This is a genomic window from Streptomyces sp. NBC_01390, from assembly GCF_045040105.1.
Lineage (GTDB): Bacteria > Actinomycetota > Actinomycetes > Streptomycetales > Streptomycetaceae > Streptomyces.
The window spans coordinates 1,028,413-1,042,973 of the sequence record NZ_CP109551.1; the positions used below are offsets into that span (position 1 = coordinate 1,028,413).

At 70.4% G+C, this 14,561-nt stretch carries 11 protein-coding genes; 3 read left to right on the plus strand and 8 right to left on the minus strand.

Going from position 1 to position 14,561, the window contains the following annotated elements; all coding sequences use genetic code 11:
- Positions 1 to 64 precede the first annotated feature (64 nt).
- Positions 65 to 736 (plus strand): hypothetical protein, encoded by a 672-nt coding sequence (locus OG241_RS04450; RefSeq protein WP_405813768.1) that lies wholly within the window; start codon positions 65 to 67, stop codon positions 734 to 736.
- 71 nt (positions 737 to 807) lie between these two features.
- Here OG241_RS04450 and OG241_RS04455 read toward each other — a convergent pair whose 3' ends face one another.
- The 8 genes from OG241_RS04455 to OG241_RS04490 all read right to left on the minus strand — a co-directional run bounded on the left by OG241_RS04455 (position 808) and on the right by OG241_RS04490 (position 12,098).
- The gene (locus OG241_RS04455) at positions 808 to 1,836 is read right to left on the minus strand and encodes a glycosyltransferase family 2 protein (protein ID WP_405813769.1); all 1,029 of its coding nucleotides are present in this window, start codon (positions 1,834 to 1,836) and stop codon (positions 808 to 810) included.
- Positions 1,837 to 1,929: 93 nt separating this feature from the next.
- Positions 1,930 to 5,541, minus strand: a complete 3,612-nt coding sequence (locus OG241_RS04460) for a DUF4082 domain-containing protein (protein ID WP_405813770.1) — start codon at positions 5,539 to 5,541, stop codon at positions 1,930 to 1,932.
- A 76-nt stretch (positions 5,542 to 5,617) separates the two neighbouring features.
- Complete coding sequence (locus OG241_RS04465; protein WP_405813772.1) at positions 5,618 to 6,736, minus strand: DegT/DnrJ/EryC1/StrS family aminotransferase; 1,119 nt, start codon at positions 6,734 to 6,736, stop codon at positions 5,618 to 5,620.
- Positions 6,733 to 7,422 carry an acetyltransferase gene (locus tag OG241_RS04470; RefSeq protein ID WP_405813773.1) on the minus strand — a complete coding sequence of 230 codons (690 nt, stop codon included), beginning with the start codon at positions 7,420 to 7,422 and terminating at the stop codon, positions 6,733 to 6,735. The genes OG241_RS04465 and OG241_RS04470 overlap by 4 nt, the downstream gene beginning before the upstream one ends.
- A complete protein-coding gene (locus OG241_RS04475) occupies positions 7,419 to 8,558 on the minus strand; it encodes a DegT/DnrJ/EryC1/StrS family aminotransferase (protein WP_405813774.1) in 1,140 nt (379 codons plus the stop codon). The genes OG241_RS04470 and OG241_RS04475 overlap by 4 nt, the downstream gene beginning before the upstream one ends.
- Positions 8,555 to 9,550, minus strand: a complete 996-nt coding sequence (locus OG241_RS04480; RefSeq protein WP_405813775.1) for an NAD-dependent epimerase/dehydratase family protein — start codon at positions 9,548 to 9,550, stop codon at positions 8,555 to 8,557. Before OG241_RS04480 ends, OG241_RS04475 begins: the two co-directional genes overlap by 4 nt.
- Positions 9,551 to 9,579: 29 nt before the next feature.
- A complete protein-coding gene (locus OG241_RS04485; RefSeq protein ID WP_405813777.1) occupies positions 9,580 to 10,635 on the minus strand; it encodes a Gfo/Idh/MocA family protein in 1,056 nt (351 codons plus the stop codon).
- Positions 10,636 to 10,658: 23 nt separating this feature from the next.
- A complete protein-coding gene (locus tag OG241_RS04490) occupies positions 10,659 to 12,098 on the minus strand; it encodes a sugar transferase (protein WP_405813778.1) in 1,440 nt (479 codons plus the stop codon).
- Between the two features lie 287 nt (positions 12,099 to 12,385).
- Between OG241_RS04490 and OG241_RS04495 the strand changes: the two genes are divergently transcribed.
- Together OG241_RS04495 and OG241_RS04500 are read left to right on the plus strand one after the other, a co-directional pair.
- The gene (locus tag OG241_RS04495) at positions 12,386 to 13,234 is read left to right on the plus strand and encodes a glycosyltransferase (protein ID WP_405813779.1); all 849 of its coding nucleotides are present in this window, start codon (positions 12,386 to 12,388) and stop codon (positions 13,232 to 13,234) included.
- Positions 13,235 to 13,258: 24 nt separating this feature from the next.
- Positions 13,259 to 14,530: an MFS transporter gene (locus OG241_RS04500; RefSeq protein ID WP_405813780.1), complete on the plus strand. Its 1,272-nt coding sequence runs from the start codon at positions 13,259 to 13,261 to the stop codon at positions 14,528 to 14,530.
- The last annotated feature ends 31 nt before the right edge of the window (positions 14,531 to 14,561 follow it).

The following is a 14,561-nucleotide window of genomic DNA, read 5'->3' on the forward strand; positions in this document are numbered from 1 at the left end:
CTCGTGATCTGGTGGCGATCCGCCCCCGCGCCTGCGAGGATCGGTGCCGACGGAAGGAATCCCCGTGTCGCCCCGTGACGTCGCCGAAGCGCTGCTCCACCGCTGGTATGTGCTTGTTCTCGCGCTTCTGCTGACGGCGGCCGGGGCCTACCCCGTGATCCGTCCGGCCCCGCAGTACCTGAGTTCGGCGGTCGTGGTCCTCAAACCGCCGGTGACGGGGAACCAGCCGAACCAGCTGACGAATCTCCAACCGCCGCTCGCCACCCTCTCGTACGGTGTCATCCAGCAGCTCGAATCGCCCGCCGGGCGCAAGGAACTGAGCTCTGCGGGCGTCCACGGGGCGTATCAGCTGATCCCGCGCAACAGCGGCACCAGCGCGACGCCCGCCTATCTGATCCCCTCGTTGCAGATACAGGCGCGGGCATCCGACCCGGTCGAGGCCGACACGGCGGTCCGTCAGATCATCGGCGTCTACTCCGGGCATGTGGAGGCCGTCCAGGAGGCGCAGGGGATCCTGGCGGCGGCGCGGATCAACGCCTCCGTGCTGGTCGCCCCGAGCGCGGCCCAGGTGCTCGGCACCAAGAGCCGCGCACTGGCCGGTACGGCCCTGCTGGGCGCGACCTTCGCACTCCTGAGCGCGCTGTGGTTCGACCAGTACGCGCTGCGCCGCCGGAGCAGGAAGGGCAAATCGCCGGACCCGCGTCACCACCCGGGCGGGATTCCGGTGACGGGCTGAGCCCCGAAGCGGGCGCGAGGCACCCCGGCACCGGTCGGTCACGGTTTTCGGACTGAACGGGAACGGGAGCATCAGATGCCGCGGCGCTTCCACGACTCCCACCACAGCCACTCCCGCCCGCGTTCGGCCACTGCCGACCACACCAGCGGCTGCAGATACGGCATCGTCCTCGCTCCGATCCGCTGTCTGAGCCGCAGCGCGCGGTACTCGGGCAGCGCCTCGAATGATGGGAGGCACTCCTCGGCGAAGGCCACGAGTTCATCGACCGGGACGACCTCGGTGCGTCCCCGGTCGTAGGCGCGGTAGGCGCGGCGCAGCGCGAAACGGGCCAGGCGGGTGTGCACCGCCTGGGCGAGTTGGTCGGCCTGGGGCAGCAGGTCGGCGCACTTGTCGAGTACGGAGTCGTAGGCGACGAGGCGTTGGCGCAGGTCGTCGAGCTGGCCGCCGAAGTCGGTGGTGGACATGTTGTTGCCGTGGACGCGGTAGAAGGCCTGGTCGGCCCCGCGTACGTAGCCGACGTCGGCGCGGGCGGCGAGCCGCATCCACATCTCGATGTCGCCGGCGTGGGGAAGCGTCGGGTCGTAGCCGCCGACCTCGCGCTGGAGGCTGGTGCGGACGACGACCTCGGGTGAGGTGATGCAGCCGGTGCCTTCGCGGAACCGGCGGTCCAGCCACCAGTGTCCGGGGTAGACGGTCGAACCGGTGCCGCTGGTGCGGGCCTTGGGCAGCGGGCCGCCGTGCTGGAATCGCAGGGGGCGGCCGTAGGCGAACCCCGCCTCCGGGTGGGCGTCGAGCAGGGCGGCGGCGCGCACCAGTGCGCCGGGGACCAACCGGTCGTCGGCGGACAGGAGAGCGACGTAGTCACCGTCCGCCCATTCGAGGAGGCCCTCGTTGTAGGTGGCGATGTGTCCCTTGTTGGTCTTGTGGACGCGGACCTGGATGCGTGAGTCGGCGGCGGCCAGTTTGAGCGCGGTCTCCGCCGAGTCGTCCGGGGAGGCGTCGTCGATGATGAGTACCCGGACGTCAACGCCGTCCTGCTCGTCCAGGACGCTGCTCACGCAGTCGGCGAGGAAATGGCCGTACTTGTAGCACGGGATCACGACACTGACGGTACTCATCGGTTGGGAAGGCCAATCCCCGGCGGTGGCCTCCCGCGTGGGTGCGGGAGGCCACCGGCGGTGGGTTGTGGTCGGTCAGTTCTTCTTGCGGACGGTCTTGCTGGTGAGGGTCCAGACGCGGGACGTCACCGTGTGGTGCTGCTTGTCCCGGGCCACGACCGTGATCTTGAACCGGGTGCCGTCGGGCAGCGGGGCGGACAGGTGGACGGACACCTTGTGGGTGGCCCGGTTGTAGGAGAGGACTGCCTTGACCTTGAGCTTCCCGGCGGCCGCGGCCTTCGCGCCCGGCAGGACGGTCACCGTCGCCTTCACCGTCGACAGCTTGGCCGTGCTGGGCAGCGAGGTGACCAGCGCGTTGTCCGCGTCGGCGGTGTGCGCCAGCGAGGAGCTGGTCACCTCCGAGGTCGTGCCCGACGTCAGCGACGCGGACGGGTCGTCGGCGGTGAAGACCGGGCCGACCCAGTAGTTCGCGGATCCGTAGGAGCCGCCTGGGAAGGCCACGTCACTGCCGTACCGGTACAGCCCGTTGTGGGCCGTGCTGATGTCGGCGGTGGCGGTCAGCGGGTAGGACTTGTGGGCCGCGGCGAAGTAGCCGCCGTCCACCGCGTAGTTGCCGTTCGGCGCATGGTAGGAGACGACGTACGCGGTGTCGGCGCTGATCGCGACCGGGGTCGCGAACGTCATCGTCTGCCAGCCGGAGGCGGACTCGGTGGTGAAGGTGCCGGAGGCGAGGAGCGTGCCGTCGGCGGACCAGAGGCTGCCGGTGTGGGTGCCGGTGTTCGTGGCGCCCTTGTAGAAGGTGACACCGGTGACCCAGCCGCTCGCCGAGGACTGGAACCTGGTGCCCAGTTCGAGGGAGTTGGGGTCGTCGGTGACGGCTGTCCTGGCCGGCACGGTGCTCGAGTTCCACAGCGTGCAGGGGCAGGTGACCGCGGGCGGGGTGGAGCTGGTGGTGAACGACCACGTCACCGGGGCAGTCATGGCGTTGCCCCACAGGTCCTCGGCCTGGACGGACGCGGTGTACGTGGTGTGCAGTTCCAGTTCCGTCGACGGTGTGAAGGTCGCCTTGTTGGACGCGGGGAGCGTGTTGGTGCCCGGCACGGTGTTGCCGTTCGGGTCCTTCAGGGTGAACGTCAGCGTGTCGGCGTCGATGGCGTGGTCGAAGACGGCGGACACCGGTGCCGTGATCGACGCGCCGGTCGCCCCGGACGTCGGTGAGGTCGAGGTGACGACGGGCGGGGTCGTACTGGCTGTCGAGGTGTCCAGCACCACGTCCACCCAGTAGTTGCTGCCCGAGGACGCCGAGGACGGGAAGGCACTGGTCGAGCTGTACCGGTAGACGCCGTTGCCGCCGTCGGTGCCGGACTGCAGCGCGGTGAGCGGGGCCAGGCCGGCCGCACTGTTGGAGAAGTAGCCGCCGTCGTAGGAGTATCCGCCGTTCGGGGCGAAGTACGAGGCGACGTAGGTGGTGTTGGCCTTGACGGTCACCGGGGTGGCGAAGTTCAGCTGCTGCCAGCCGGAGGCCGTCTCGTTGGTGAAGGTACCGGTGGCCAGGCGGGTGCCGGAGGCGCTCCACAGGCTGCCGGTGTGGGTGCCGGTGTTGGCGGGCGACTTGTAGAAGCGGACGCCGGTGATGGAACCGGCCACCGTGGTACGGATCTTGACGCCGAGCTCCAGCGGACCGCCGTCGCCCGCGTTGATGGTGCCGGGCACGGTGGTGGCGGGCCAGACGGTGCAGGGGCAGGCCTGAGGGCCGACAGTCACCGGGATGGTGGTGACGGAGCCGATGTTGACGCTGTCGTCGACGGCGCGGATCTTGATGGACGCGGCGCCCGGAGCCGTCGGCGTCCAGCTGTAGGTCCAGGACGTCAGTCCGGTCGCGGGGTTCCAGGTGGTTCCACCGTCGGTGGAGACCTCGACGCGGGCCACCACGCCCCCGCCGGAGTCACTGGCGGTGCCCTTGACCGTGACCGGCTTCAGCGCCGGGACGGTGACTCCGGAGGCCGGGCTCGTCACGGTGATGGCCGGGCCGGTGGTGTCGGTGCTGGCCGTGGCGGCGGCGAGGTTGCTCTGCCGGGTCAGCGGCTGGACGCCCATGTCGGCGAGGACGTTCACCGTCGCCTGCTGCATCCGGACGTCCTCGGTGACGACCGCGTCAGCGGGGTCGTACGTCGGCAGGTTGGTCAGGCCCCACGACCACTGCACCGTCCCCGACCCGAACACCAGGGCTCCGGAGTCCTGGTCACGGAACTCGACGAGATTGTGCGTCGCGGTGCCGTTGCCGTACATGTTGCCCCAGTCGAGGCGGTACTTGCCGTCGTTGATGTCCACGGTCGTGGACGACACGGCGATCGCTCCAGCGGGCCTGGTGCTGTTGGGGAGGTCGCTGTCCCACTCGTAGCCGAGGGTGCCGGCCGGGAAGGTGGCGGTCTGGCTCGACGTGAGGCTGGCGATGGAGGTGTTGCGCCAGATCCGGTTCTTGCCGTACGAGCCGGGGACCGTGATCGCGTCGTCGCGGGAGCCGTTCACCTGGAACATGGAGCCGGTGAGGATGTTCGGCGGCTGGTAGCTCTGACCGTAGTTGGTGCTGGTCGGGTCCATCCAGGTGCCGGTCCAGGTGCCGCTGGGGTCGGCGATGCCGTTGCCCTGCGCCATCTTGGTCATCTTGTAGCAGACCAGGGTCCGGTTCGCCGTGCTCGTACCGTCGTTGCTCGCGGCGAGCCGGGTCTTCCAGAACACCTCGTTGCCGCTGAAGAAGCCCTGCTTGACGCCGGCCTTCCGGGCCGCCAGGACGTTGGAGTACTGGCTCTGCGTCCAGTACTCGTCATGGCCGGAGGACAGGTACACCTTGTGCTTCGGCAGCAGGGTGGCGCCGTTGGTCGACACGTCCACGCCCGACAGATAGCTGACGTCGTAGCCGTTGCGCTCCAGCCAGGACAGCATCATGAACTCGGAGCCGTAGATGCCGTTGTCACCGCCGATGTCCAGCGGCCGGTTGTAGCTGACCTCGTAGGCGCGGCCGTCCGGTGCGGGACCGGCGCCGCCGTAGAGGTCCTGGCCGCCGTAGTCGTTGTAGGCCTGCCAGGTCTGGTCGCTGGTCTGTACGACGATGTCGGAGGTGCTGGAGTCCTTGCGCACGACGAACGGGTACGGCATCAGGCCGTCGCCGTCGTTCTGCGTCAGGTTCGCGATGTACAGGCCGGACACCGCGTCGCTGGGCACCGTCCAGTTCACCGTGACGGGCCAGTTGCCGCAGTCGACCAGGCCTGTGCTGCTCTTGGTGGTGCAACTGGCGGGATTGGAGTTGGGGTTGTAGTTGGCCGGATAGTTCACGGCCACCTGGGCCGCGGTCGACATCAGACGCGCCCCGTCGCCGCCGTACCAGCCCAGCCGGTAGATCTCCACGTGGTACGCGACCGGCGACTGGATCTTGAACTGCACGGTGTCACCGGCCTGGACGCTCTCCTTGGTGGAGAACCCCTTGATGCCACCGTAGGCGTTGGGCGAGTACCAGTCGGACATGGGGCTGCCCGTCTTGGAGTTCTCGCAGACGACCGGGTTCGAGCCCGTGCCGCACGGGTCGGTGACCGCCGCCTGGGCGGGCAGGGCCTGCGGAAGCACCGCCCATATCAACGCTGCTACGACGGCGAGGCGCCCGCCCCGGATCCGTCTGCTCCATCTGTTCATGTGTACCTCTCAGCCGTGCTGTGCACTTGCAGGGCCGACCCATGGAGTCGGGGTGGAGCGTGGATGTGGGGGCCGATCAGCTGTCGAGCGCGGTGGCGAGCGTGTCCACGACGCGTTGTTGCTGGTCGGGGCTTATCTGGGGGAAGAGCGGCAGCGACAGGATCCGGTCCGCCGCCTTCTCGGCGTGGGGGAAGTCGCCGCGGGCGTGGCCGAGATGCCGGTACGCCTCGGTGAGGTGGACGGGGGCGGGGTAGTGCACCCCGGCGCCGATGCCCTCCGCGTTGAGCTTGCCCACGAGGTCGTCGCGGTCGGCTCCGGAGACCTGGACGACGTACAGGTGCCAGACGTGCAGGTTGCCCTCGGCGGTGGCCGGAAGCACGACGCGCCCGGCGGACACCAGGTCGGCGAGCAGCGCGTCGTAGCGGGCCGCAGCCGACCGCCGGGCCGCGTTGCCGTCCGCGAGCCGCGCCAGTTTCGCCCGCAGGACGACGGCCTGCAGCCCGTCCAGCCGGCTGTTGAACCCGGGGACGTCGTGGCGGTACTTGGCGACGCCGCCGTGGTTGGCGATCGCGCGGACCAGGCCGGCGAGTTCCTCGTCGTCGGTGAGCACCGCGCCCGCGTCGCCGTAGGCCCCCAGATTCTTGCCCGGGTAGAAGCTGGTCGCCGCGATCCCGCCGCTGCCCGGTGACCGGCCGTCGCGGGTGGCGCCCTGGCACTGGGCGGCGTCCTCGACGACCCGTACGTGGTCGGGCAGTTGGGCGGCCAGAGTCGACACTTCGGCCAGCTGGCCGTACAGGTGCACCGGTACGACCGCGCGGGTCGCCGGGCCGACCGCGTCCAGGGCGGCCTGCGGGTCGAGCAGGTAGGTGTCGGGCAGGCAGTCGGCCAGCACGGGCCGCGCGCCGATCCGGGCCACCGCGCCCGCGGTGGCGATGAAGGTGTTGGCGGGTATGACGACCTCGTCGCCGGGCCCGACCCCGCTCGCGCGCAGGGCGAGTTCGACGGCGTCGGTGCCGTTCGCGACGCCCACGCAGTGCGCGACACCGCCGAAGTCGGCGTACTCGCGCTCGAAGGCCCGCACCTCGTCGCCGCCGATGAAAGCGGTGTTGGCCAGGACCCGTTCGAACCCTGCCCTCACCTCGTCGGCGACCTCCTCGTGGGCCGCCTTGAGGTCCACAAGCGGAATCTGGTTCATGCGACTGGTCCCCCCAGTTGCTGTGTCAACAGTTCGTCGAGTGCGGGCGCCGCCGCCTCGCGCAGCCGTCGGGCCGGGCTCCCCACCCAGACCTCGCCCGGCGGCACATCGCCGAGCACGGCACTTCCCATCCCGATCAGCGACCAGGCGCCGACCACCGTGCCCTCCCTGATGAGGGCACCGGAGCCCACATAGGCGCCCCGCTCGAGCCGTACTCCCCCGCCCAGCCGGACGCCGGAGGTGATCGTGGCGAAGTCCTCGACCACGTCGTCATGGGTGAGGACGACCTGTGGCATCACCGCGACATGCGCACCCAGCTCCACGGCCGCGGTCAGCACGCAGTGCGCGAGGAGCACCGAGCCGTGGCCGACCCGCGAGGTCGCCGACACCGACGCCGTCGGGTGGACCACGGTGGCGTAGCGGTCCGCAGACAGGCCGAGCCTGCGGACCAGCCGGGCGCGGGCCGCGTAGTCCCGGGGATTGCCGACGCAGATCACGACCCGCGCCTCGGGCAGGTCGTGGACCAGGTCGCAGCCGCCGAGTACGGGCACACCGTCCACCTCGGTGCCGTGCAGGGCGGAGTTGTCGTCGAGGTGCCCGAGCAGCTCGATGTCACCCGCGTCCCGTACGGCCTGGGCGGTCTCCCGGGCGAAGCCGCCCGCGCCGATGATCAGCAGTCCGCTCATCCACGCGCCTGTTCACGCAGGGCCGCCACCACGCGGTCCTGCTGGTCCTCGGTGAGTGTGTGGAACAGGGGCAGGATCAGCGAGTCGCGGCTGATCCGCTCGGTGACCGGCAGGGGCGCGCTCGGGTGACCCTCGTAGGCCGGTTCGAGGTGCGAGGCCATGATTCCGCGCCGGGCGGAGACGCCGGCGTCGGCGAGCGCGCCCAGCAGGTCGTCCCGGCCGACGGGGAAGTCCTCGTCCAGCAGCACCCAGTACGACTGGAAGTTGCTCTGCCCGTGCTCCGGGTCGCGTACGGGGGTGAGTCCGGGGACGTCCCGCAGCAACGCGTCGTAGCGGGCCGCCAGTTCGCGGCGGCGGGCGATCATCGCGTCGAGCTTGCCGAGCTGGACCAGGCCGATGGCGGCCTGGACGTCCGTCATCCGGTAGTTGTAGCCGACCTCGAGGTAGCTCTCCAGGACCGGCTTGCTGCTCGAATGGCGTTCGGCGGCCGAGGCGTTCATGCCGTGCTCGCGCAGCCGGCGCAGGCGTACCGCCCACTCGGCGTCGTCGGTGGTGATCATGCCGCCCTCGCCGGTTGTGACGAGCTTGCGGGGGTGGAAGGACCAGGCGGCGATCAGCGCGCCCTGTCCGACGGGCTTGCCGCCGACGGTCGAGCCGATGGCGCAGGCCGCGTCCTCGACGAGAGGCAGGTCCCAGTCGGCGCAGGCCGCGCGCAGGCTGTGCACATCGGCCGGTACGCCACCCTGGTGGACGGCGAGAACGGCCTTGGTGCGGGGGGTGCGGACCGCGTCCACGGTGGCCGTGGTCAGGTTGCCGGTGGCGGGGTCGACGTCGGCGAACACGGGTTCGGCGCCGACGTAGCGCACGGCGTTGGCGGTGGCGATGAACGACAGCGAGGGCGCCACGACCTCGTCGCCGGGCCCGAGTCCGAGCGCGACGAGCGCGAGGTGGAGCGCGGTGGTGCAGGAGCTGACGGCGATGCCGTGCTCGGCGCCCACCCGCTCCGCGAAGGCCTGCTCGAAGGCGGCGACCCGGGGCCCCTGGGCGACCCACCCGGACAGCACCGCGTCGGAGGCCGCCTTGGCCTCCTCCTCGCCGAGCCAGGGGATCATCACCGGGATGCGGTCGGTGCTCACTTGGCGGCCTCCGCGGCGGCGGCGTCGGCGGCGCGCTCGGCACGCCACCACTCCACCAGGTCCCTGAGTCCCGTACGCATGTCGATCCGCGCCGTGAAGCCGAGCCGCTCGGCGGCCTGGGTGGCGTCGGCGAGCCGTCGGACCACACCGTTCACCGCGCGGGCGGGCCCGTGCTCCGGCTCGAGGCCGGACGCGCCCATGGCCTCCAGCAGGCCGTCGGCGAGCTGGCGCAGCGAGGTCTCCGTGCCGCTGGCGACGTTGAACACCTCGTCCGTCACATCCGACTCGGCGGCCAGCACGTTCGCTCTGGCTATGTCCCGGACATCGACGAAGTCCATGGTCTGGGTGCCGTCGCCGAGGATCAGCGGCGGCTCGCCCGCCTCGATGCGCTCCATCCAGCGGATGAGCACCTCGGTGTAGAGGCCGTGGATGTCCATCCGGGGGCCGTAGACGTTGAAGTAGCGCAGCGCCACGTAGTCCAGTCCGTACATGGCGTGGAAGCTGCGCAGCATGCCCTCGTTGAAGGCCTTCGCCGCCCCGTAGAAGGTGTCGTTGTTGTACGCGTGGTGTCGCTCGGTCGTCGGGAAGGTCTCGGCCATGCCGTAGACGGACGCCGAGGACGAGGCGATGACCTTGCCGACGCCGGCCTCGGCCGCCGCCTCCAGGACGTTGAAGGTGCCGTCGACCATGACCTCGTTGGCCAGCCGGGGTTCCTGCGCGCACTGGGTGATGCGGATCGCGGCGAGGTGGAACACCAGGTCGGCGCCCTCGGTGACCTTCCGTACGGTGGCGGCGTCCCGGATGTCGCCCTCGACGACCTCCACGACCCCGCTGGGCATGGCCTTGGCGAGGTTGGCTCTCCGGCCCCGGACGAAGTTGTCCAGCACCACGATCTCGCGGGCGCCGCCCTCGGCCAGGAGGTCGACAAGGTTGGAGCCGATGGTGCCCGCTCCCCCGGTGACCAGGATCTTCTTGCCTCGTACGCTGCTCAACTGCCCTGCCCTCTCAGTGAATGGGAACGTCAACGTCCGGCACGCAGGCCGACGACCGCGCCCTTGAACTCCAGGCTCCGGGACGCCGCCTCGAGAATGTCCAGCACCCTGAGGCCCGCCCGGCCGTCGGTCAGCGGCGCCCTGCGCTGTCTGATCGCGTCGCCGAACTCGTCGACCATGCTGCGCAGCGCCTCCTTCTCGCCGATGGCGGGCGCGACCATGTCGCCGGAGCGGTAGGAGACGAGCATGTCCCGGCGTTCGTCCGCACCGATCTCCTGGGGCGCGGACAGGTCCACTCCCCGGTCGAAGATCGCCACGCGCTGGGCGGGGTTGAGGTCGTCCCAGATCAGCGTGCGTTTGGCGCCGCCCACCATGGTGGTGCGGACCTTGGTCGGCGACAGCCAGTTGACGTGCACGTGGGCGATGGCCCCCGTGTTGAGCTGGAGCGTCAGATAGGCCACGCAGGCCTGTCCCGCGCCGATCGGGTCGGCCCCGTGGGCGGCGACGGCGACCGGCTCGACGTTGTCGGGGAGGATGAAGTCGAGGATCGACAGGTCGTGCGGGGCCAGGTCCCACATGACGTCGATGTCCTTCTGGACGAGCCCCAGGTTGATGCGGACCGAGTCGACGAAGTGGATCTCGCCGAGTTCCCCGGAGCGGACCAGTTCCCGGATACGGCCCACGGCGGGCGTGTAGCAGTAGGTGTGGTCGCACATCAGGGTGAGGCCGCGCTCCTCCGCCTCGGTGACCAGGCGCATTCCGTCGGCGTAGGTCGCCGCGAGGGGCTTCTCCACGAGGACGTGCTTTCCGGCGCGCAGGGCGGCCAGGGCGATGTCGAGGTGGGTGCCGGCGGGCGTGGCCACGGCGACGGCGTGGACGGAGGGGTCGGCGAGGACGGCCGCGTAGTCCGCGGTGGCCTGGACGGTCGAGTAACCGCCGAGGACCCGCTGGGCCCGGTCCACGTCGAGGTCGCACAGCCAACGCAGCCGGAACTGCTCGCTGGCCTGGAAGTTGCGTACGAGGTTGGGGCCCCAGTAGCCCGCCCCGACGACCGCGATCCCCAACGGCTCGGTGGTCTGCGTCACTTGGCTCTTCTTCCCTCGGTCCATCAGTAGGCCCCCGTTCCGCGCACCACAGCGGACCCGGTGCGCGCCAGAATCTCCAGGTCGAGTCCCATCGACCAGTTGTCCACGTAGCCGAGATCGAGCCGGACCGCCTCGTCCCAGGGCAGGTCGGAGCGACCGCTGACCTGCCACAGCCCGGTGAGGCCGGGCTTGACGAGCAGTCGGCGCTTGACCTCCGGTGTGTACTCCTCGACCTCCTCCGGCAGCGGCGGACGGGGGCCGACGAGCGACATGTGGCCGCCGAGCACGTTGATCAGCTGCGGGAGTTCGTCGATCGACGTGCGGCGCAGCACCGAGCCGACGCGGGTGATGCGCGGGTCCTGCTTCACCTTGAAGAGCAGGCCGTCGCTGTTCTCGTTGAGGTGTTCCAGTTCCGCCCGGAGGGACTCGGAGTCGGGTCGCATGGTGCGGAACTTGAACATGGTGAAGTGGTCGCCGTACCGGCCCACCCGCTGCTGTCTGAACAGCGTCGGCCCGGAGCTGTCCAGCCGCACGATCAGGGCGATCAGCAGCAGGGGCAGCGCGAGGACGGCCAGGAGCACCGCCGCGAGCGAACGGTCCAGGAGTTCCTTGGGCAGCCGGGAGATCCGGGTGAGGTTGGGTGCCTGTATCCGTACCAGCGGCACCCCGTTGGTGGGGCGTACCGCCAGCCGGGACGCGGACACGTCGGTCAGTACGGGGGCCAGCAGGAAGTCGACCCCTTGCACGGCCGCGGTCCATGACATCCGGCGCAGGACGGAGGCGTCGGCCTCGGGGACCGGCACTGCGACCACGGTGCTGATGCCCATGACCCGGACGACGTCGTCCATGTCGCCGACTCCGCCGAGGACGGGAAGCCCCAGCTTGTGGATCTCCGTCCGGTTCTTCGGATCGCTCAGGCACACCCCGGCGACCTGCAGTTCCTGAGCGCCGTCGCGACGCAGTACGGCGACCAGCTCCACGATGCCGCGGGAGGGCCCGACCAGGAGTGTCGTGCTCCGGTCCCGGCCCCGCGCCCATCTTCGGTGCAGTCGGCGGCGGAGCGCGTACCGGCCCGGCAGGGCGATCACGACAACCGGTACGGTGGCCATGATCATGTCATGGAGGAGTCCCTCGTCGTGCGCGACCAGGTAGTGCGCGACCGCGGCCAGCGCCGGGAGCACCAGGGCCCCACGAAGCACCCGTCGGTACTCCTCGGTTCCCAGACCCAGGGCGGTGCGGTCGTAGGAGCGGTGGGCGATCATGACGACGATCCACATAGGAGGCAGCACCAGAGCCACCGCCCAGCGGCCGTACACCGCGTGGATCAGGAAGGCCGCGGCAACGGCGGCGAAGCCGTCCGCGACCAACAGGGCGATCCGGTATTTGCGATCCCAACGTCTTCGGCGAGCTTCCGGAGTTCTGCGTTCCGCAACCAGTTGCTCATGCGTGACCTCAATGGCCATGCTCCCCCCACCACATGCGCGGCTACCCCCCGATTCGAAGTGCCCTCCACACAGCGACACTGGAAAGCGAGGGAGCGTCAGCGGTTCCCCAACCGCCTCATGCCCCCCAGCATGCTTTTACTACAAGTTCAAATTCGTGCAAAAAGCCGCACCATGACATGCAGTCAAGGACGAGTTCCCCACCCAAACCGGTCCGGCGGCACTCAATCTAGACCACCAAACGCAATGACGGGAACGGTTGAACGAAACACACATCGCATTAGTGACACTGACGGCATACTGCCCACGTGACGAGCATCGTGATACCGGCGCACAATGAGGCGCGTGTGATCGGCAGACTCCTCGATTCGCTGGTGGCCGACTCCCCCGAGGACGAGACCGACATCGTCGTTGTATGCAACGGCTGCACGGACGACACCGCGAAAATCGCGGCCGCGTACGGACCGCGCGTCAGGGTGGTCGAGATCCCCACCCCCTCGAAGCACGCCGCTCTGCGGGCGGGCGACGACCACGCCCGCGGCTTCCCCCGCCTCTACGTGGACGCCGACGTCGTGCTCACGGGCACGGACGTCCGGGCCCTCACCGAGCCCCTGGACGACGACACCTCCGCCGTCCTCGCCACCGCCCCAGACCGGCGCATCCCGCTGGCCGGCTGCGCCTGGCGGGTCCGCGCCTACTACCGGGTGTGGCAGCAACTCCCCGCCGTCCGCGAGGGGCTGTTCGGCCGGGGCGTCATCGCGGTCTCCAAGGCCGGGCACACCAGGATCGCCGCCCTGCCGCCGCTGATGGCGGACGACCTGGCCGCCTCCCTCGCGTTCGGCCCGCAGGAGCGGCTCGTGGTCGACGGGGCCGGTGTCGTGGTCCACCCGCCGCGCACCTGGCGGGACTTGATGAAACGGCGCGTCCGGGCCGCGGTGTCCACCGCCCAGGTGGAACAGCACCAGGGACCGGAGGAAGCCTCGGCGCGCACGAGCGTGGCCGATCTGAAAGCCCTGGTCCGCAGGGATCCGAAGCTCCTGCCCAGTGTCGTAGTCTTCCTCGCGGCGGCGGTCGCCGCCCGGCGGGGGGCCCGAAAGGCCATCCGGGCACAGGACTTCGGCACCTGGCTACGGGACGAGAGCAGCCGGCAGAACTGAGCACCGCACCTGGAGTTCTCGATCATGTATCTCACCGACCGTTCCGCCCCCGCACAGGCGGACACCGAACAGGGCCGAAGACGTGGCCCGGGGCGCGGGGTCGCCCCGGTGGTGCTCGTGCTGGGCTCGGTCAGCCTGATAACCGACATCTCCTCGGAGATGGTCACCGCCGTTCTGCCGCTCTACCTCGTCACCACGCTCGGCTTCACCCCGCTGGTGTTCGGCACCCTCGACGGTGTCTACAACGGCGTCAGTGCGCTGGTCCAGCTCACCGGCGGCCACCTCGCCGACCGGGTGCGCAACCACAAGCTGATGGCCGGGCTCGGGTACGGTCTGTCCGCGCTGTGCAAGCCGCTGCTCCTGCTCGTGAGCAGCATCGGCGCCCTCGGCACGGTCCTCGCCCTGGACCGGACCGGCAAGGGCCTGCGCACCGCCCCGCGCGACGCGATGATCTCCCTGTCCACACCTCCCGAGCGGCAGGGCCGCGCCTTCGGCGTGCACCGGGCGATGGACACCACGGGCGCGATGCTGGGCCCGCTGGCCGCCTTCTTCATCCTGCGCGCGGCGACCGACGGCTATGACGCCGTGTTCGGCGTGAGCGCGTGCGTCGCCGTGCTCGGTGTGCTCGTACTGGTGCTGTTCGTGCCGGGCAGACGGCGGGAGACGCGGGCGGACGAAGCTGGCGCGGCCGACACCAGGCCGCCCGTGCGGGTACGCGAGGCGCTGGCCCTGCTGCGGCTGCCCCGGCTGCGGGCGCTCGCCCTCTGCGCCGCGCTCCTCGGCCTGACGACGGTCAGCGACGCATTCGTCTACCTGCTCCTGCAACGACGGGCGGACATCGCCGACGAGTGGTTCCCGCTGCTGCCGCTGGGCACCGCCGCCGTGTTCCTGCTGCTGGCCGTGCCCTTCGGCACGCTGGCCGACCGGGTCGGGCGCCGCACCGTGTTCCTCGCCGGGCACGTCAGTCTGCTCACCGGCTACGGCCTGCTGCTGTGGGCCCCGGCCACGCCGGCCCTGCCCTTCCTCGTACTCGCCCTGCACGGCGTGTTCTACGCGGCCACCGACGGCGTGCTGCCGGCCGCTCTCGCCGACGTCGTGCCCGAGCAACTGCGCGCCAGCGGCCTCGCCATCGTCGGGACCAGCCAGGCGCTGGCCCGGTTCTGCTGCTCCCTCGCCTTCGGCGCCGCCTGGACGGTGTGGGGCGACGGTCCCGCGCTGGCCGGGTCGGCGGTCGGTCTGCTGTGCTGCGCGGTCGTCGCGGGCATGGTGCTGCGGCCGGCCGGTGAGACCCGATGACCACCACAGCCACAACGCCCCAAGGATCCGG